The sequence below is a fragment of the Achromobacter sp. genome (genome assembly GCF_050285565.1).
GTDB lineage: Bacteria > Pseudomonadota > Gammaproteobacteria > Burkholderiales > Burkholderiaceae_B > Achromobacter.
The window spans coordinates 184,491-202,794 of sequence record NZ_JBLZXG010000001.1; the positions used below are offsets into that span (position 1 = coordinate 184,491).

The following is an 18,304-nucleotide window of genomic DNA, read 5'->3' on the forward strand; positions in this document are numbered from 1 at the left end:
GCATATTCTCCCATGTCTCTATTCAAACGCTCTGTCGTCAGCGAGATCACCAGTCACGCTGGCGTCGTCTTTTCCACGTTGCTCATCGTCTGGCTCAGCGTGTTGCTGGTGCGCCTGCTCGGTGAGGCCGCGGGCGGCAACATCGGGGCGGACGTCGTGCTCGTGCTGGCCGCGCTGTCCACCATCACGGCCCTGCCGACCATCCTGGCGGTGTCGGTGTTCATCGCGGTGCTCACCACGGTCACGCGCAATTACCGCGAATCCGAGATGGTGGTGTGGTTCGCCAGCGGCCTGTCGCTGGCCGACTGGCTCAAGCCGGTGCTGCGGGTGGCCATTCCCGTGGCCATCGCGGTGGCTGGCCTGACCCTGGTGGCCGCGCCCTGGGCCTATCGCCAGATCGGTGAATACCACGAACGCTTCGAACAGCGCTCCGACCTGTCCAAGGTCACGGCGGGCCAGTTCGCGGAATCGGCGGGCGGCAACCGTGTGTTCTTCGCCGAGGATCCGGCCAAGCCCACTGACGAGCTGGGCAACGTGTTCGCGCGCGAAATCGGGCCCGAATGGCTCAGCGTCCTTACCGCCAGCAGCGCCCACAGCGAAACCCTGCCCAACGGCGACCGTTTCCTGGTGCTGGGCGAGGGCCACCGCTACGACCTGAAGCCGGGCACGCCCGAGATCCGCCTGGTGCACTTCGACAAGTACGGGCTGCGCCTGGAGAGCAAGGGCGGCGACGATCCCGTCGCCGAGGCCCGCGCGGCCGCCGAACGTTCGTCCAAGGCCCGCACCACGCCGCAACTGATGGCCGACAACACCAGCAGCAGTTGGTCGCAAGTGATGTGGCGCATTTCGCTGCCGCTGGCCGCGCTCAACCTGGCGTTGCTGGCGATCCCGCTGGGCGCGGTCAACCCGCGCCTGGGCCGCTCCGGTGACCTGCTCATCGCTGGCCTGGTGGGCCTGCTGTACATGAACCTGATCAACCTGTCGCGCGCCTGGATCTCCAATGGCAAGCTCAGCTTCGGGGTCGGCACGGTGGCGATCCACGTCATCGTCGCCATGTTCACGGCCTTCCTGCTGATGCGCCGCCTGCGGGTCAAGGCGCCCAAGAACAGCTGAGGGGCGCCTGACGGCGCCGGGCGCCGCCACGTAGCGGCCGGCCAGGCGCCCACCGGTCGGATCCGATCCGGGGGCGCCGCCGTGTCGCCGGGATCCGTTGCCGCGCGGCCGTCCTTTACGGCAGGTATTTCATCGTGCCGCGCTTGCCGGCCAGCAGGTCGGCATTCCTGAGCACCGACTTGCGGATGAATTCCCACAGCACCGTCACGCGCTTGAGCTTGCGCAGGTCCTCGTGGCAGTACATCCAGAACGAGCGCGTGATCTTCATTTCGTTTTCCAGCACCGGCTTGAGCCGCGGATCCTGCGCCGCGATGAAGCAGGGCAGGATGGCCAGCGACTGGCCTTGCAGCGCCGCATGGTACTGCGCCACCACGCTGGTGCTGCGCAACACCACGCGGCTGGCCGGCAGCAGATCCTCCAGGTAGCGCAGCCGTTCGCTGAACAGCAGTTCGTCGACATAGCCGATGAAGCTGTGGCTGGCCAGGTCGGCGCGGTCACGGATCGGCGGGTGCCGCGCCAGATACCCGGGGGTGCCGTACAGGCGCAGCGTGTAGTCGCACAGTTTGCTGCAGACATACGGGCCGCGCTGGGGGCGTTCGATGGTGATGGCCAGGTCGGCCTCGCGCTTGGACAGGCTGACGAAACGCGGCACCGGCAGGATGTCCAGCGTGATATGGGGGTAGCGGCGCTGGAAGTCGGCCGCCAGCGGCGTCAGCACGTAGCTGCCGAAGCCCTCGGTGGCGCCGATGCGCAGGTGGCCGGAGAGGGCCTGGCCGATCCCCGACAACGTCTCGCGGGCGCTGTGTACCGTGCTTTCCATCTGCTCGGCGTGCACGAACAGGCGTTGGCCGTCCTCGGTCAGCACGAAACCGGCGCTGCGCGATTTCTCGAACAGCAGGGTGTCGAGTTCGGTCTCCAGCGCGCGGATGCGCCGTGACACGGTGGTGTGTTCGACCCCGAGCTTGCGCGCCGCGGCGCTGACGCGCTGGGTCCGCGCGACCTCCAGGAAGTACCGCAGACTGTCCCAATCCAGCACGTTTTTCGCCTCTGATACGGTTGTGCATTGATGCACAAGGAATGTGCATTTCTGGTGTTGCTTGTTGATTTTCACACATCTACACTGGGTCGGCAGCCCTGGGGGGAATGCTCCGGGAGCCGCGGGCCGCGAAGACGGCGCCATAACGCATAAAACTCAGGAGACAAATCCATGGAATTGCACGCACGCGGGCTGGCCGCAGGCTTGTGTCTGGGCGCAGCGCTGTTGGGCCAGGCGTACGCGGCGGATAAACCGCCCGTGAAGATCGGCATCCTGACCGACATGTCGGGCACCTACGCCGGCATGGGCGGGCCGGGTTCGGTGGCGGCGGCGCAACTGGCCATCGACGATTGCCTGGCCGCGGAATGCAAGGGCATGAAGATCGAGCTGGTGTCGGCCGACAACCAGAACAAGGCCGACGTGGGGGCGGCCAAGGCGCGCGAATGGTTCGACCGCGACGGTGTCACCGCCATCGCCGACCTGACCAATTCGGCCGTGGCGCTGGCGGTGCAGGGCATCGCGCGTGAGAAAAACAAGGTGGTGATGTTCTCCGGCCCGGCCACTACGGCGTTGACCAACAAGGAGTGTTCGCCGGTCGGCTTCCACTGGATGTTCGACACCTATTCGCAGTCGGCCGGCGGCGCCAAGGCCACGGTCAGGGCGGGCGGCAAGTCCTGGTACTTCATCACCGTCGACTACGCTTTCGGCCATTCGCTCGAGGCCGACACGGCCAAGGCGGTCAAGGCGCTGGGCGGCACCGTCGCCGGCAGCGTGCGCCATCCGTTGAACGCGCCTGACTTCGCATCCTATCTGCTGCAGGCGCAAAGCTCGAAAGCGCAGGTGGTGGCACTGGCCAATGGCGGCCAGGACACGGTCAACGCGGTCAAGCAGGCGCGCGAGTTCGGCATCGTGGCCGGCGGCCAGCGTCTGGTGTCGCTGCTGATTTTCCTGTCCGACCTGCGCGCGCTGGGGCTGGAAAGCGCCCAGGGCCTGTCGTACGTGGATGGTTTCTACTGGGATTACGACGACGCCACGCGCCAGTGGTCGACGCGCTTCGAGAAGGCCTTCCGCGGCCTGAAGCCGACCATGACGCAGGCCGGCGTGTATTCCAGCGTGCTGCATTACCTGCGGTCGGTGGCGGCGGCCGGCAGCACCGACGGCAAGGTGGTGGCCGACAAGATGCGCGCGCTGCCAATCAAGGACCCCATCATGCGCAATGCCTCGATCCGTCCCGACGGCCGCGTGATCCACGACATGTATCTGTACGAAGTGAAGAAGCCGTCCGAGTCCAAGGGCGGCTGGGACTATTCCAAGCTGGTGGCCACCATCCCGGCGGCCGAGGCCTTCCAGCCGCTGGCCGATTCGGCCTGCCCGCTGGTGCAGAAGTAAGGCGTGGCGCGCCGCCGGGGCTGCCCGGCGGCGGGCGCGCGAGATCCAAGAACGCGGAGTCCATCCGCATCGACTATGCAGTGTGAGGAGCATCAAATGAGTGAAGTCCCCCGCGTTCCGCTATTGATCGGCGGCAAGCTCGTGCAGTCCAAGACCACCGAATGGCGCGACGTGATCAACCCCGCCACCCAGGAAGTCGTGGCCAAGGTGCCGTTCGCCACGCGCGCGGAACTGGACGAGGCCATCGCCAATTCCAAGGAAGCCTTCAAGACCTGGCGCAACAGCGGCCAGGGCGCGCGCATGCGCGTCATGTTGAAGTTCCAGGAATTGCTGCGCGCCAACACCGCCAAGCTGGCCGAGATGATCACCCGCGAGCATGGCAAGACCTTGCCGGATGCCGAAGGCGAAGTCGGCCGCGGCCTGGAAGTGGTCGAGCACGCCTGCTCCATCGCCAACCTGCAGCTGGGCGAGTACGCCGAGAACGCCGCGTCCGGCATCGACGTCTACACCCTGATCCAGCCGCTGGGCGTGTGCGCCGGCATCACCGCCTTCAACTTCCCGGTGATGCTGCCGTGCTTCATGTTCCCGATCGCGGTGGCTTGCGGCAACACCTTCGTGCTCAAGCCGTCCGAGCAGGATCCGACTGCGTCGCTGTTCCTGGCCCAGTTGGCGCTGGAAGCCGGCCTGCCGCCGGGCGTGCTGAACGTGGTGCACGGCGGTCCGGACATTGCCAACGGCCTGTGCGAGCATCCGGACATCAAGGCGGTGTCGTTCATCGGTTCGACCCGCGTCGGCACCGAGATCTACAACCGCGCCTCGGCCGCCGGCAAGCGCTGCCAGTCGATGATGGGCGCCAAGAACCACTGCGTGATCCTGCCTGACGCCGATCCGGAAGTGGCGCTGAATCAACTGGTGGGCGCGGCCTTCGGCGCCGCCGGCCAGCGTTGCATGGCCTCGTCGGTGGCGGTGCTGGTGGGCGAGGCGCGCAACTGGCTGCCCGATTTCGTTGAGCGTGCCAAGAAGCTCAAGGTCAATTCGGGCATGGATCGCACCGCCGACCTCGGCCCGCTGGTGTCGCCGAACGCCAAGAAGCGCGTCGAAAGCCTGATCCAGAAGGGCGTGGACGAAGGCGCCAAGCTGCTGCTGGACGGCCGCAACCTGAAGGTCGCCGGCTTCGAGCAGGGCAACTTCGTCGGCCCCACGGTGTTCGAGGGCGTGACCGAGAACATGACCATCTATACCGAGGAAATCTTCGGGCCGGTGTTGTGCGTCGTCGGCGTGGAGACGCTGGAGGAGGCGGTCGAGTTCGTCAACCGCAATCCCAACGGCAACGGGGTCGCCTTGTTCACGCAGGACGGCGGCGCGGCGCGCTACTTCCAGAACAACATCGACGTGGGCCAGGTTGGCATCAACGTGCCGATCCCGGTGCCGGTGGCATGGTTCAGCTTCACCGGTTCGCGCGGCTCCAAGTTGGGCGACCTGGGCCCGAATGGCAAGCAGGCGGTGCAGTTCTGGACCCAGACCAAGACCGTCACGGCGCGCTGGTCGGCCCATGCCAAGACCGTGAACACCACGATCTCGATGCGCTGAAAAAGGGACGCCTCGGCCTAAGCTTATATCAATAAGTCATATAACGAGGCGTCCTTATTACTTATAATTGGCCCGTCTATCAGGGGCCAATTCATGAACCTGCAGCAATTTCGTTTTGTGCGCGAAACCATCCGGCGCGACTTCAACCTGACCGAAGCCGCCCGGATGCTCTACACCTCCCAGCCGGGGGTGTCCAAGGCCATCATCGAGTTCGAGGACGAGCTCGGGATCAAGATCTTCGAACGCCATGGCAAGCGCATCAAGGGGCTGACCAAGCCCGGTCTGGCGGTGTCGCAGGTGATCGACCGCATCATGCGGGAGGTCGACAACCTGAAGAAGGTCAGCGACGAGTTCGCGCGCCGCGATGAGGGCGGACTGGTGATCGCCTGCACCCATACCCAGGCGCGCTATCTGCTGCCGCGCGTGATTCCGGCGTTCCGCAAGCAGTTCCCCAAGGTGCACCTGTCGCTGGCCGAAGGCAGCCCCGCGCAGTTGGCCGAAATGGTGCTGCACGAGCAGGCCGACCTGGCATTGGCGACCGAATCGCTGGCGCTGACGCCCGGTCTGGCGACCCTGCCGGTCTACGCCTGGGAGCATACCGTGGTGGTGCGGCCCGACCATCCGCTGGCCGAGCTGACTTCCAGCGCCGCCAAGCGTCTGTCGCTGGCGCAACTGGCCGAATTCCCCATCGTGACTTATGACCGTGCCTTCACTGGCCGCAGCACGATCGACGAGGTTTTTGCCAACCAGGGAATCCATCCGGACATTGTCCTGGAAGCCATCGATGCCGATGTGATCAAGACCTATGTGGACGTGGGCCTGGGTATCGGCATCATCGCCGGCGTGGCCTATGATCCGCGCCGCGATTCGAACCTGGTGGGGCTGCCCGTGGGGCACCTGTTCGGCACCCACACTACGCGGGTGGGCGTCAAAGCCGGGGTGTTCCTGCGCGACTACGTATACACGTTCCTGGAAATGCTGGCGCCGTCGCTGACCCGCGCGGTCGTGACCGACGCCGTGCAGGGGACGCCGAAGTAAGCGTTGCCCAGGACAAGGCGCCCAGTGTATCCAAGGCGGTTCCTCATCCGGGGAACCGCCTTTTTTCTGGCCGCGCCGCCGCGGCATGAAAAAGCGGCGGATGCGGGAGGGGGGCGGGAGGGCGTCTCGCTATCCCTTTCGATCAGCTCATAAAAATTATTAAATAAGAACCGCTCTCATTTGGGTTGACTAAAAAATAGGAATCATTATCATTACATACAGTCTCAACGACCCAGTGAGGTTCAACATGACGGCAGGATTGAGTGCAGTGGTAGTGGGCGCCGACAGGCTCGGCAACATCCCGGATCTGCTCAAAGGACACAATATTTCGATCACGCACCACATCAGTGGCCGTGACCCCTCGCACCAGAAGAAGACGTTGCAACTGCCCTCGGGCACCCAACTGGTCATCCTGTTGACCGACTTTCTCGGTCATAACGTCATGAAGACCTTCCGCAACGCGGCGCAGCGCGGTGGCATCCGTGTCGTGGCTTGTCGCCGTTCGGTGTGCAGCATGCAGCAGGCCCTGCAACAATGCGGCCTGTGCGCAGGCGCCGCCGGAGCCGCGGTTCACTGAAAACCTGCCGAGCTGCCGCCAACACTGAAAACTGGGGAGGCCGCAAGGCCTGCGGCCCCGGGCCGCGAAGAGGAATGAAAAATGCCGCCGGACGGGAGCGTCCGGCGGCATTTCGCTTTCTGAATCGGGGCGGGGCGTGGATCGTGCCGTTCGGGCGATGGCGCCGGGTGGGACGGTCGGCCAGAATCGGGGATCAGTTGGCCGCGCGGGCCGTGGCCACCAGGCTGGTGTCGATGCGGCGGGCGCCGTTGTAACGCTTGGACCAGTAAGCCATGGTCATGTTCTCGACACGCACCACGCCGCCGGAGCTGGGCGAGTGGACGAAGCGGTCGTCGCCCAGGTAGATGCCAACGTGGGAAAAGCGGCGGCCCATGGTGTTAAAGAAAACCAGGTCGCCGGCCTTGAGTTCGTCCTTGGTGATGGAAACGCCCTGCTGCGCGATTTCGGCGGCGTTGCGCGGCAGCTTCAGCCCGAGCGAGCGCTCGGCGGTGTAGGCGACCAGGCCGCTGCAATCGAAACCGGTGTCCGGGGAATTGCCCCCGAAGCGGTAGCGGATGCCGAGGTAGTTCAGGGCCTCGCTGACCATGGCGTTGTCGCTGCCGACACCGCTGTGGCTGCGTTGGCGTTCGCGTTTGAATTTCTGTACCACCAGCATGCCGATGGGGTCATCGGCGGTGGCGACCCATTCCGTCTCGTAGGGATCGATCTCGGAACTATAGGCGGTGGATTTTTGATGACTGCTTGCACAACCCGCCAGACCCGCGACACATGCCACCAGCGCCAGCAAACGCGCGCCGCGGTTTGCCTGGCCAGAGGGTGAATTCAGTCGCGCGCTTTTGGAGTGTCGATGCATTCGCCTGGGAAGGTTGCCGCCTTTTTCGCTTTTTTCGGGTAATAAAGCGTCAAAAACGCTAAAAAACACCTGAATGGCTGGAAAAAGCAGCGAACCAACAGTTATGTTGTCTACAACTTGGAGGGGGGATTCTACCAAACTTTTAAGACTGGTTCGTTACTGTAACCAGCCCGGCACCCGTGCGGCGTAGGCGCGCGGCAGAATTTTTGACCTGCGGCAAGCCTGGTGCAAGGTTTGCCCACCAAAATGACCGGAAGATTCAAAAAGAAAGCAATCGGCCTTAAGGCGTATGCACGATAACAGGAGACCAAAATGCAAAAAACCAGGGATTTCCATTACCGCTCGGTTCACGACCGCGACGCCTTCTGGCGCGAGCAGGCCGACCGGGTGCACTGGGAAACGCCGTTCGAGTCTGTCCTGGATTTTTCCCGGCCGCCGTTCGCCAAGTGGTTCGTGGGTGGGCGCACCAACCTCTGTTACAACGCCGTCGACCGCTGGCTGCCGACTCAGGCCGACAAGCCCGCGCTGATCTGGGTTTCGACCGAGGTCGAGCGTGAGCGGGTCTACACCCGCCAGGAGGTCTATGAGGAGGTGAACGCGGCCGCCGCCATGTTGCAGGCCTTGGGGGTGGGGCGCGGCGATCGCGTGTTGTTGTACATGCCAATGGTGCCCGAGGCGGTCTTCACCATGCTGGCCTGCGCGCGCATCGGCGCGGTGCACTCGGTGGTGTTCGGCGGTTTTGCCTCGGTCAACCTGGCGCAGCGCATCGACGATGCCGCGCCCAAGGTGGTCGTGTGCACGGATGGTGGTTCGCGCGCGGGCAAGGTGGTGCCCTACAAACCCTTGCTGGACCGCGCACTGACGCTGTGCGGCAAGCCGCCGGCCTCGGTGGTGGTGTTCGATCGCGGCCTGGCGCCGTTCGAGCCGGTGCCGGGCCGCGATCTGGACTACGCTACCCTGCGTGCCGCCCAGCGCGGCGCCCGCGTGCCGGTAACCTGGCTGGAGTCGTCCGAGCCCAGCTATATCCTGTACACGTCCGGCACCACCGGCAAGCCCAAGGGCGTGCAGCGCGACACCGGCGGCTACGCCGTGGCGCTGGCGTCTTCGATGGAATACCTGTTCAACGGCCGGGCCGGCGATACGTTCTTTTGCACCAGCGACATCGGCTGGGTCGTGGGGCACTCCTATATTGTGTATGGCCCGCTGATCGGCGGGCAGGCGACGGTGCTGTACGAAGGCACGCCGGTGCGGCCGGACGGCGCCATCCTGTGGAAGCTGGTGGAGCAGTTCGGCGTCAACACGCTGTTCTCGGCGCCGACGGCGGTGCGGGTGCTCAAGCGCCAGGACCCGGCCCTGCTGCAAAAGCACGACCTGTCCTCGCTGCGAGCGGTATACCTGGCGGGCGAGCCGCTGGACGAGCCGACCGCGCAGTGGATTTCGGCGGGGCTGGGCAAGCCGATCATCGACAATTACTGGCAGACCGAGTCCGGCTGGCCGATCCTGTCGGCCCAACCGGGCGTGGAAAACGTGCCGACCCGTTTCGGCAGTCCGTCGTTCCCGGTCTATGGCTTTGACGCGCGCATCGTGAGCGAGTCCAGCGGCGCGGACCTGGGGCCCGACCAGAAGGGCGTGGTGGCTATCGTGCCGCCGCTGCCGCCGGGCGCCATGTCGACCATCTGGGGCGATGACGAGCGCTTCGTGCAGACCTATTTCACGGCGATCCCCGGCCGCCAGGTGTATTCCACCTTCGACTGGGGGCTGGTCGACAAGGACGGCTACTGGTTCATCCTGGGGCGCACCGACGACGTGATCAACGTCGCCGGCCACCGCCTGGGCACGCGCGAGATCGAGGAGTCGGTCAACAGCCACAGCGGTATCGCCGAGTGCGCGGTGGTGGGCGTGGCCGATGCGCTCAAGGGGCAGGCGGCGATGGCGTTCGCTGTGCTGAAGAATCCCGCTGCGGCCGAGACGCCGGAAGGCGCAAAGCGGCTGGAAGCGGATATCATGCGGCTGGTGGAAGATCAGCTGGGCGCGGTGGCGCGGCCGGCCCGGATCCGGTTCGTGGGCGCCTTGCCCAAGACCCGCTCGGGCAAGGTGCTGCGCCGCGCCATTGTCGCCGTGTGCGAAGGCCGCGATCCCGGCGACCTGACCACCATCGAAGATCCCACCGCCCTCGAACAGATCAAGGAGTCGCTGCAATGAACACCAAGCCCGTGCTGAACGCCGAAGACGTCAAGAAAATCCTGGCCGCGGCCGAAGCACACGCCCTGCAGAACAAGTGGGCCGTCACCATCGCCGTGTCGGACGATGGCGGCCACCTGCTGGGCATGCTGCGACTGGATGACGCCGCGCCCATCTCCGCGCATATCGCGCCGGCCAAGGCCAAGACCGCGGCGCTGGGCCGCCGTGAATCGCGCGTCTACGAAGAGATCATCAACAACGGCCGCTATTCGTTCCTGTCGGCGCCGTTGATCGAAGGCATGCTGGAAGGCGGCGTGCCGATCGTTGCCAGCGGCCACGTGGTGGGCGCGGTTGGCGTGTCGGGCGTGAAGTCGACCGAAGACGCCCAGATCGCCCAGGCCGGCATCGCCGCGCTGGGCCTGTGAGCCAGGACGCGCCGCGGCAGGCGCCCGCCGACGGCGCGGTGGACAAGAGTCCGCTGAACCCCGGCGTGGCCAAGCGCGAAGTCTGGGCCTGGGCCATGTACGACTTCGCCAATTCGGGCTACACCACCGTGATCCTCACGGCGGTGTTCAGCACCTATTTCGTCGGCGTGGTCGGCGGCCGCGCGCCGTGGGCCACGCTGGCCTGGACCGCAGCGTTGTCGCTGTCCTATCTGCTCATCATGTTGACCATGCCCACGCTGGGCGCGCGCGCCGATGCCCGCGCCGGCAAGCGGCGGTTGCTCTACAGCAGCACCATCGGCTGCGTGGCCGCCACCCTGGTGCTGACGCAGGCTGGGCCGGGCGACGTCTGGCTGGCGCTGGCCGCCATCGTCATCTCCAATTACTGCTATTGCGTGGGTGAGTCCGTGGTGGCGGCGTTCCTGCCCGAGCTGGCCAGGCCCTCGGCCTTGGGCCGGGTGTCGGGCTGGGGCTGGAGCTTTGGCTACTGCGGCGGCATGCTGACACTGGGGCTGTCGCTGGTGGTGGTCAAGCTGGCCGAGGCCGAGGGTCTGGATGCCGAGCACTTCGTGCCGCGCGTCATCCTGGTGACCTGTGCGGTGTTCGCGCTGGCGGCGTTGCCCTCGTTCTTTTTGCTGCGCGAGCGCGCGCGGCCTTCTGGCCAGCCGCGGGCGGCGCTGGCGATGCTCAAGCGGCTGGCCTACGCCTGGCGCGAGACCGGGCTGCACTTTCCCGAGTTCCGGCGGCTGCTGATGTGCATTGCCTGTTACCAGGCCGGCATCTCGGTGGTGATCACGCTGGCGGCGGTGTACGCCTCCGAGGTCATGGGTTTCACCACGCCGCAGATCATGCTGCTGGTGTTTACCGTGAACATTGGCGCGGCGGCGGGCGCGTTCTCGTTCGGCTATGTGCAGGATCGCATCGGCCACAAGCCGGCGCTGGCGATCACTCTGTGCGGCTGGATCCTGATGGTGCTGGTGGCCTACGCCGCCGTGACGGCGCCGGTGTTCTGGGTGGCCGCGACGCTGGCCGGGCTGTGCATGGGCACGACCCAGAGCGCGGGCCGCGCCATGACCGGCGCGCTGGCGCCGGCCGGGCGCCTGGCGGAGTTTTTTTCGCTGTGGACGTTCGCGGTGCAACTGGCCGCGGTCATCGGGCCGCTGACCTATGGCCTGGTGACCTGGGCCACGCATGGCAACCACCGCCTGGCCATCCTGGTGACCGGGCTGTTCTTCGTCGGCGGGCTGGCCCTGCTGTCGCGCGTGGACATGGCGCGCGGCCTGGCGCGCCGCGCCGCCTGAGGGCGCGTGCGGTCGCCGCAACTGATATTCTTATGAAGTCCCGGACATCGCCGCACCGCCTGGTGGCGTCGGCGCTGCCCGGCGGGTTGCGTATTGCGCTGTCGGTTGTCGATGCCGTTGCCGCCAAGATTGGCGCACCTTACGCAAAATACGGGCTTATGGCCCGTATTTTGCGTAAGGTGCCCGTAAGAGCGCGGCGATACGGTTGCGAGTGGGCAGTCAGATATAAAAGCGGCATCAACAACAGAATCACAGATTGGAGACAAGATCATGTCGAATGCTATTGAGTCCGTACTGGTGGAAACCCGGGTGTTCCCGCCGCCCGAGCGCGCGGCGCGGGGCGCCGCGATTCCCAGCATGGACGCGTACAACGCGCTGTGCGCGCAGGTCGAGAAGGATTTCGACGGCTTCTGGGCCGGCCAGGCCCGCGACAACCTGCAGTGGACCAAGCCGTTCACCGAGGTGCTGGACGAATCCAATGCGCCGTTCTACCGCTGGTTCGGCGACGGCGAGCTGAACGTCTCGGCCAACTGCCTGGACGTGCACCTGACCAATGGCAATGCCGACAAGACCGCGATCATCTTCGAAACCGATGACGGCAAGGTCACCAAGGTCAGCTACCGCGAACTGCTGGCGCGCGTGTGCCGCTTCGCCAATGGCATCGCCAAGCTGGGCTACAAGAAGGGCGACCGCGCCATCATCTACATGCCCATGTCGATCGAGGCCGTGGTGGCGATGCAGGCCTGCGCCCGTCTGGGCGTGACGCACTCGGTGGTGTTCGGCGGCTTCTCGGCCAAGAGCCTGCAGGAGCGCATCGTCGACGTCGGCGCCTCGCTGGTCATCACCGCCGACGAGCAGGTGCGCGGCGGCAAGACCATCCCGCTCAAGCCGGCGGTGGAAGACGCCATCGCCATGGGCGGCTGCGACGCCGTCAAGCGCGTCATCGTCTATCGCCGCACCGGCGGCAAGGTCGCCTGGAACGAAGGCCGCGACCTCTGGATGCACGACGTCGAAGCGGGCCAGGCCGACACCTGCGAACCGGTGCCGGTCAACGCCGAGCATCCGCTGTTCATCCTGTACACCTCCGGTTCCACCGGCAAGCCCAAGGGCGTGCAGCACTCGTCCGCCGGCTACCTGCTGTGGGCGCTGCTGACCGTCAAGTGGACCTTCGACGCGCGCAAGGACGATGTCTACTGGTGCACGGCCGACGTGGGCTGGGTCACCGGCCACACCTACATCACCTACGGCCCGCTGGCCGCCGGCCTGACCCAGGTGGTGTTCGAAGGCGTGCCGACGTTCCCCAACGCCGGCCGCTTCTGGGACATGATCGCGCGCCACAAGGTCACCACCTTCTATACCGCGCCGACCGCGATCCGTTCTCTGATCAAGGCCGCCGAGGCCGCGCCCGAGACCCATCCGTCCAAGTACGACCTGGACAGCCTGCGCATCATCGGCACGGTGGGCGAGCCCATCAACCCCGAGGCCTGGATGTGGTATCACAAGAACGTCGGCCGCGAGCGCTGCCCGATCGTCGATACCTGGTGGCAGACCGAGACCGGCGGCCACATGATCACGCCGCTGCCGGGCGCCACGCCGACCAAGCCGGGCTCGTGCACGCTGCCGCTGCCGGGCATCGCCGCGGCCATCGTCGATGAAACCGGCGGCGACGTCGACCAGGGCAATGGCGGTTTCCTGGTGATCAAGCGTCCGTGGCCGGCGATGATCCGCAACATCTGGGGCGATCCGGAGCGCTTCAAGAAGAGCTACTTCCCGCCGGAACTGCGGGGTTATTACCTGGCGGGCGATGGCGCGCAGCGCGACGCGGACGGCTATTTCTGGATCATGGGCCGTATTGACGATGTGCTCAATGTGTCGGGCCACCGGCTAGGCACGATGGAAGTGGAATCGGCGCTGGTCGCGCACGAACTGGTGGCCGAGGCCGCCGTGGTCGGCCGTCCCGACGACACCACCGGCGAGGCCGTGGTGGCCTTCGTGGTGCTCAAGAGCGCCCGCCCCGAAGGCGCCGAGGCGCAGGCCATCGCCAAGACGCTGCGCGATTGGGTCGCCAAGGAAATCGGCCCCATCGCCAAGCCCAAGGACATCCGCTTCGGCGACAACCTGCCCAAGACCCGCTCCGGCAAGATCATGCGCCGCCTGCTGCGCGTGGTGGCCAAGGGCGAGGAAGTGACGCAGGACGTGTCGACGCTGGAAAACCCCGCCATCCTGGAACAGTTGTCCAAGCCGTTGTAAGCGCGGCGTGCCGTCCGTCTCGCGGACGGCATCGACAGATCCCATGACGACGGGAGCATAATGCGAGGTGCCCATGCCGGTCTGCCGGCATGGGCATCGTCTTTTTCCCGTTCACTCTTTTCCACCGGAGACGCCGCCGTGAGCCGCAGCAGTTTCGATCGCGCGGGGCTTGCCCTGATGTTCAGCACCATCCTCGTTTGGGCGGGCAGCTGGATCGCGATGAAGCTGATCGTGCCGTACGTCGGCCCCTTCGATTTCGTGGCGCTGCGCTACGTCACCGGCGCGCTGGTGCTGTTCGCGCTGGCCGCCGTCACCCGGCGGCCGCTGGGCCTGCCGTCGTGGCGGTTGACCTTGCTGATCGGCCTGACCCAGACCGCCGGTTTCCAGGGGTTCGTGCAGACCGCGCTGGTGTCTGGCGGCGTTGGCAAGGTGTCGTTGATGGCCTACACCATGCCGTTCTGGGTGGTGCTGTTCGCGTGGGGATTGCTGGGGGAGCGGCCGACGGCGCGCCACGCCGTCGGCATCGGCCTGGCCGCGATCGGCTTGGTGTTGTTCATCGAACCCTGGCACGGTGTGGGCGAGCTGCGGCCAGTGTTGCTGGGGCTGGGCAGCGGCCTGTGCTGGGGCGTGGGCACGGTGCTGGCCAAGCGTATGTTCGATCGTCACGCGCCCGACGTGATGACGTTCACGGCCTGGCAGATGCTGTTCGGCGGGCTGGTGATGACGCCGGTCGCGTGGCTGGTGCCGCAGATCCCGGCGCAGTGGGGCTGGCAGTTGTGGAGCGGCATGATCTATATCGTCCTGATCGCCACGGCCGCCGGCTGGCTGTTGTGGCTGCAGGTGGTGCGGCGCGTGCCGGCATCGATCGCCGGCCTGTCCAGCCTGGGCGTGCCGGTGGTGGCCATGCTGATGGCGTGGGCGGTGCTGTCCGAACGTCCGTCGCCGGTCGAGCTGGGCGGCATGGCCCTGATCTTGGCCGGCATTTTTGTCGTGAGCCGCGCGGCGCCTGCCGCGCGCGGGCTGAGCGGCCCGCTTACCGGATTTTATTTTCCTTCAAGGAAGCTTCATGATCGATTTGCGCAGCGATACCGTCACCCGGCCGTCCCCGGCCATGTTGCAGGCCATGATCAGCGCGCCGCTGGGCGACGATGTGATGGGGGATGATCCCACCGTCAACCGCTTGCAGGAAGTGGTGGCCGAACGCGCGGGCAAGGCCGCCGGGCTGTTCTTCCCCTCGGGCACGCAGAGCAATCTGGCTGGGCTGATGGCGCATTGTGAACGCGGCGACGAATACCTGGTGGGCCAGCAGGCGCATACCTACAAGTACGAAGGCGGCGGCGCGGCAGTGCTGGGCAGCATCCAGCCCCAGCCTATCGAGCATGCCGAGGATGGCTCCCTGCCGCTGGAAAAGCTGTCGGCGGCGCTCAAGCCCGAAGGCGATCCGCATTTTGCCCGCACCCGCTTGCTGGCCCTGGAGAATACCTTCCACGGCAAGCTGATCCCGGCCGACTACGTGCGCGCCGCCACCGACTGGGCCCGCGCGCACGGGTTGGCCACGCACCTGGACGGCGCGCGCGTGTTCAACGCCGCCGTGGCCAGCGGCAAGCCGCTGGCCGAGATGTGCGCGCCGTTCGATTCGGTGTCGATCTGCTTTTCCAAAGGCCTGGGCGCGCCGGTCGGTTCGGTGCTGGCGGGCAGCGCCGAGCTGATCGCGCGTGCGCGCCGCTGGCGCAAGGTGCTGGGCGGCGGACTGCGCCAAGCCGGCGTGCTGGCGGCGGCCTGCCTGTATGCGTTGGAACACAACGTCGAGCGGCTGGCCGAAGACCACGCCAATGCGCGCCTGTTGGCCGAAGGGCTGCGCGGTATCGCCGGCGTGCGGGTACTGAGCCAGGATACCAACATGGTGTTCGCGCAATTCGAGCCGGCACGTTGCGATGCCTTGACCGCGGCGCTGGCGGCCGACGGCATTCTCATGCGCGCGGTCTATGGCGGTCCGACGCGCGTGGTGACGCACCTGGATCTGTCCAGCGCCGACGTGCGTCGGGTGATCGAGGCCGTGGCGCGTCACCTGGCCTGACGTCCCGCGCCGCGGTGCTCGCGGGTCTGGGGCGGATGAACGCCGGCGCGCGCAGGCTGGCGGGCCGATACCCGCTCAGCCATGGCGCGCCCGGCTGTCGCCCGGTGCCTCGTCACGCTCGCGCAGGCCGTAATCGCGCAGCACCTGCGCGACGCGCAGGCGATAGTTGGCGAACACGCCGCCCCTGCCCGCTTCCTGCGCCCGGCGATGCGATTCCAGCCCGCGCCAGCGTTTGACGGCGTCTTCGTCGCGCCAGAACGACAGCGACAGCAGCTTGCCCGGGTTCGTCAGGCTCTGGAAGCGCTCGACGCAGATGAAGCCGTCGATGGTCTTGAGTTCGTCGATCAGGCCGGCGGCGATGTGCAGATAGGCGGCCGGGTCGCCATGGGTGGGTTCGACTTCGAATATCACGGCGATCATGGGGTGGGCTCCTCGGCGAAATCAAATTGGGGAATGCGGGCATTGGGCAGGTGGCGGTAGCGATGGCGCGCCGCCAGGGCGATGCTGTCGACGCCGGTTTGCAGCAGATGCCGCAGCGCGGCCGCCGCATGATGGCGCGCCGCGTCGCGGCCGGGGCAGGCGTGGTCCAGGGCGCCGAAGGGCCAATGCGCTTCGGGTTGCGCCGTGGCAGCGGCGGCCAGCACCAGCAGCACGGTGGCACCGGCCTCGATGCGCTGGCCGCGCAGGTCGATGGGGCCGGCCAGGAAGCGGCGGGTGTTGTGGATGGGCGGATCGTGCCGCAGCGTCGCGTCGATCAGCTCGCGGGCCTGCGCCCGTGTCAGCTCGCCCGCCAGGCCCAGGCGGCCGGCTCGCACCAGGGCATTGCCCAGCAGGCCGGCGCCGGCTTCGCATGACTGGAACAGCAGGCCCGCCAGGTTGGCGGCAAGCAGCGCCGGATCGAGACCGGCCCGTTCTCCCCTGGCGCGCAGTTCGCGCCAGGCCGGGCCGGCGGCCAGGTCGTGCAGGTGGGCGCCGAGCCGCGCCTGCAAGCGCTCGGCGGCCGCGTGTCCGGCCGAAATGGACGCAGCGGCGGCGGCCGGCGGCAGGGCCGCGAGGAAGGCGCCGATGTCGCGCGCGCAGTCGGCGGCCACGGCGCCGGGCAGGCCGATGGAACAGGCTTGCGCGAAAGCGGGCGCGGCGTACGGATAGCGGTCGATGGCGCTGGCCGACCCCGTGCCCGCCGCCAGTGCCGACCAGTCGGGCGAAGGGGACAGCGGCGCCTGTCGTGCCAGGAATTCGCTGAACAACGCTTTGAGGCAGGCTTGTCGCGGACCGTCGGTCATTCTCAGGAAGCGGCCGAACAGCAGGCCCGCAGGCCCGTTGGCGATACCTTTGGGCGCCGGTTCGGCCAAGGGGCGCACGCGGGCGGCGGGATGCCGCATGATCGACAGGATCGTGCCGGGATCGCTGGCAACCCAGAGCCCCAGCCGGGCATCCCGGTACAGCGGCCGGTCGCGGGCCAGCGCGGCGTAATAAGAGTAGGGGTCGGCGTGGGTGACCGCCTGCAGCGGATCGAGCGGGAAGGGCGTTGGCATGGCGGCGCGGCGGCGGATCGGAGGGACGGCCAGTATCGCCGTGTCGGGCCCTCGACGATTCGGCCGTGGCCGAACTATGCCTGCGTGGTGTTCGCCAGCAGCGCCGCGTAGCCGGCGCGCGAATCCGACCATTGCAACGCCAGGCCGCTGGCGCGCAGGCGGGCGTTGCTGAGTTTCTTGCTGCCTACTCCCGCCGGCGCGGGGCCTTCGCCCGGCGCCGGCGCGCCGATCATCCGCGCCAGTGCGGCGTAGAGCTCATGCAGCGGCAGCGGCGTGTCGTCGCAGCCGATGTAGACCGGCAACGCGTCGGACAGCAAGGCCACGTGGGTGATGGCGGCCGCGGCGTCGTCGATGTGGATGCGGTTGGCCCAGTGCGGCGGTTCGACCGGCGCCTTGGCCACGCCCGCGCGCAGCCGTTCGATCAGTTGCAGGCGGCCGGGACCGTAGAGGCCGGCGAACCGCAGGGTGGTATGCGGGATCGCGCGCGCGGCGAGCGCCGCTTCGGCGTCGAGCAGGATGCGGCCGTTGAAGCCTTGCGGCGCGGGCGGCGTGTCTTCGTCGACCCAGCCGCCGCGATGTTCGCCATATACCGCGCTGGAGGACACGAACACGATGCGCGCGACCCGGCGCGTGTCGAGCGCATCCAGCACGTGGTTCAGGCCGTCGACGAAGACGGCGCGATAAGCGGCGGGATCGCGCGCGCCGGCGGTGGCGACATGGATTACGCGGGTGATGCCGGCCGGCAGGGCTGGCAGGCTCTCGGGGCGGGTGATGTCGCCTTGCAGCCAGTGAATGCCGCTGGCGTCGTCCGCCGGCGGGTGACGCCGCACTGCGTAGACGGTGTCGCCGCGCGCCAGCAGGCGGCGCGCGGCACGCTGGCCGAGATCGCCGCAGCCGATGAAGAGCACGCGTTCAGTCATG

At 67.0% G+C, this 18,304-nt stretch carries 15 protein-coding genes and 1 pseudogene; 11 read left to right on the plus strand and 5 right to left on the minus strand.

Features of this window, described 5'->3' with window-relative positions; all coding sequences use genetic code 11:
- Nucleotides 1–12: 12 nt before the first annotated feature.
- Complete coding sequence (lptF, locus tag ACN6O8_RS00855; RefSeq protein ID WP_427989203.1) at nucleotides 13–1,113, plus strand: LPS export ABC transporter permease LptF; 1,101 nt, start codon at nucleotides 13–15, stop codon at nucleotides 1,111–1,113.
- Nucleotides 1,114–1,228: 115 nt separating this feature from the next.
- Here lptF and ACN6O8_RS00860 read toward each other — a convergent pair whose 3' ends face one another.
- Complete coding sequence (locus ACN6O8_RS00860) at nucleotides 1,229–2,149, minus strand: LysR family transcriptional regulator (RefSeq protein ID WP_427989204.1); 921 nt, start codon at nucleotides 2,147–2,149, stop codon at nucleotides 1,229–1,231.
- A 171-nt stretch (nucleotides 2,150–2,320) separates the two neighbouring features.
- Here ACN6O8_RS00860 and ACN6O8_RS00865 point away from each other — a divergent pair, with 171 nt between their 5' ends.
- From ACN6O8_RS00865 to ACN6O8_RS00880, 4 genes are all read left to right on the plus strand, one after another.
- On the plus strand, nucleotides 2,321–3,538 hold the full coding sequence (locus ACN6O8_RS00865) for an ABC transporter substrate-binding protein (RefSeq protein ID WP_427989205.1): 1,218 nt from the start codon (nucleotides 2,321–2,323) through the stop codon (nucleotides 3,536–3,538).
- A gap of 96 nt (nucleotides 3,539–3,634) precedes the next feature.
- Entirely contained in the window at nucleotides 3,635–5,128 is a 1,494-nt protein-coding gene (locus ACN6O8_RS00870; protein ID WP_427989206.1) for a CoA-acylating methylmalonate-semialdehyde dehydrogenase, read from the plus strand.
- Nucleotides 5,129–5,221: 93 nt separating this feature from the next.
- A complete protein-coding gene (locus ACN6O8_RS00875) occupies nucleotides 5,222–6,166 on the plus strand; it encodes a CysB family HTH-type transcriptional regulator (protein ID WP_427989207.1) in 945 nt (314 codons plus the stop codon).
- Between the two features lie 247 nt (nucleotides 6,167–6,413).
- The gene (locus tag ACN6O8_RS00880) at nucleotides 6,414–6,743 is read left to right on the plus strand and encodes a DUF2325 domain-containing protein (RefSeq protein WP_006389316.1); all 330 of its coding nucleotides are present in this window, start codon (nucleotides 6,414–6,416) and stop codon (nucleotides 6,741–6,743) included.
- 193 nt (nucleotides 6,744–6,936) lie between these two features.
- Here ACN6O8_RS00880 and ACN6O8_RS00885 read toward each other — a convergent pair whose 3' ends face one another.
- Entirely contained in the window at nucleotides 6,937–7,596 is a 660-nt protein-coding gene (locus tag ACN6O8_RS00885) for a C40 family peptidase (RefSeq protein WP_427989208.1), read from the minus strand.
- Between the two features lie 312 nt (nucleotides 7,597–7,908).
- Between ACN6O8_RS00885 and ACN6O8_RS00890 the strand changes: the two genes are divergently transcribed.
- From ACN6O8_RS00890 to ltaE, 6 genes and pseudogenes are all read left to right on the plus strand, one after another.
- Nucleotides 7,909–9,798, plus strand: a complete 1,890-nt coding sequence (locus tag ACN6O8_RS00890) for a propionate--CoA ligase (RefSeq protein ID WP_427989209.1) — start codon at nucleotides 7,909–7,911, stop codon at nucleotides 9,796–9,798.
- Nucleotides 9,795–10,202, plus strand: a complete 408-nt coding sequence (locus ACN6O8_RS00895) for a heme-binding protein (protein WP_427989210.1) — start codon at nucleotides 9,795–9,797, stop codon at nucleotides 10,200–10,202. The genes ACN6O8_RS00890 and ACN6O8_RS00895 overlap by 4 nt, the downstream gene beginning before the upstream one ends.
- On the plus strand, nucleotides 10,199–11,521 hold the full coding sequence (locus ACN6O8_RS00900) for an MFS transporter (RefSeq protein ID WP_427989211.1): 1,323 nt from the start codon (nucleotides 10,199–10,201) through the stop codon (nucleotides 11,519–11,521). The genes ACN6O8_RS00895 and ACN6O8_RS00900 overlap by 4 nt, the downstream gene beginning before the upstream one ends.
- A gap of 270 nt (nucleotides 11,522–11,791) precedes the next feature.
- Entirely contained in the window at nucleotides 11,792–13,771 is a 1,980-nt protein-coding gene (acs, locus tag ACN6O8_RS00905) for an acetate--CoA ligase (RefSeq protein ID WP_427989212.1), read from the plus strand.
- 138 nt (nucleotides 13,772–13,909) lie between these two features.
- Nucleotides 13,910–14,797, plus strand: a pseudogene (locus ACN6O8_RS00910) (DMT family transporter); the annotation flags it as partial.
- Between the two features lie 40 nt (nucleotides 14,798–14,837).
- On the plus strand, nucleotides 14,838–15,848 hold the full coding sequence (gene ltaE, locus ACN6O8_RS00915) for a low-specificity L-threonine aldolase (RefSeq protein WP_427989213.1): 1,011 nt from the start codon (nucleotides 14,838–14,840) through the stop codon (nucleotides 15,846–15,848).
- 75 nt (nucleotides 15,849–15,923) lie between these two features.
- Here the strand turns inward: ltaE and ACN6O8_RS00920 are convergent, their stop codons facing one another.
- The 3 genes from ACN6O8_RS00920 to ACN6O8_RS00930 form a co-directional block, all read right to left on the minus strand.
- On the minus strand, nucleotides 15,924–16,268 hold the full coding sequence (locus ACN6O8_RS00920) for an antibiotic biosynthesis monooxygenase family protein (RefSeq protein WP_427989214.1): 345 nt from the start codon (nucleotides 16,266–16,268) through the stop codon (nucleotides 15,924–15,926).
- Complete coding sequence (locus ACN6O8_RS00925; protein WP_427989215.1) at nucleotides 16,265–17,383, minus strand: cytochrome; 1,119 nt, start codon at nucleotides 17,381–17,383, stop codon at nucleotides 16,265–16,267. The genes ACN6O8_RS00920 and ACN6O8_RS00925 overlap by 4 nt, the downstream gene beginning before the upstream one ends.
- Before the next feature lie 74 nt (nucleotides 17,384–17,457).
- Nucleotides 17,458–18,303, minus strand: coding sequence for an NAD-dependent epimerase/dehydratase family protein (locus tag ACN6O8_RS00930; RefSeq protein ID WP_427989216.1), 846 nt, complete (start codon nucleotides 18,301–18,303; stop codon nucleotides 17,458–17,460).
- Between the last annotated feature and the right edge of the window lies 1 nt (nucleotide 18,304).

Bases quoted from the DNA above. Each gene is read 5' to 3' on its own strand.
- acs (WP_427989212.1), top strand. From the start codon at position 11,792: ATGTCGAATGCTATTGAGTCCGTACTGGTGGAAACCCGGGTGTTCCCG.
- lptF (WP_427989203.1), top strand. From the start codon at position 13: ATGTCTCTATTCAAACGCTCTGTCGTCAGCGAGATCACCAGTCACGCT.
- ACN6O8_RS00890 (WP_427989209.1), top strand. From the start codon at position 7,909: ATGCAAAAAACCAGGGATTTCCATTACCGCTCGGTTCACGACCGCGAC.
- ACN6O8_RS00875 (WP_427989207.1), top strand. From the start codon at position 5,222: ATGAACCTGCAGCAATTTCGTTTTGTGCGCGAAACCATCCGGCGCGAC.
- ltaE (WP_427989213.1), top strand. From the start codon at position 14,838: ATGATCGATTTGCGCAGCGATACCGTCACCCGGCCGTCCCCGGCCATG.
- ACN6O8_RS00895 (WP_427989210.1), top strand. From the start codon at position 9,795: ATGAACACCAAGCCCGTGCTGAACGCCGAAGACGTCAAGAAAATCCTG.
- ACN6O8_RS00920 (WP_427989214.1), bottom strand. From the start codon at position 16,268: ATGATCGCCGTGATATTCGAAGTCGAACCCACCCATGGCGACCCGGCC.
- ACN6O8_RS00885 (WP_427989208.1), bottom strand. From the start codon at position 7,596: ATGCATCGACACTCCAAAAGCGCGCGACTGAATTCACCCTCTGGCCAG.
- ACN6O8_RS00925 (WP_427989215.1), bottom strand. From the start codon at position 17,383: ATGCCAACGCCCTTCCCGCTCGATCCGCTGCAGGCGGTCACCCACGCC.
- ACN6O8_RS00870 (WP_427989206.1), top strand. From the start codon at position 3,635: ATGAGTGAAGTCCCCCGCGTTCCGCTATTGATCGGCGGCAAGCTCGTG.
- ACN6O8_RS00865 (WP_427989205.1), top strand. From the start codon at position 2,321: ATGGAATTGCACGCACGCGGGCTGGCCGCAGGCTTGTGTCTGGGCGCA.
- ACN6O8_RS00930 (WP_427989216.1), bottom strand. From the start codon at position 18,303: ATGACTGAACGCGTGCTCTTCATCGGCTGCGGCGATCTCGGCCAGCGT.
- ACN6O8_RS00880 (WP_006389316.1), top strand. From the start codon at position 6,414: ATGACGGCAGGATTGAGTGCAGTGGTAGTGGGCGCCGACAGGCTCGGC.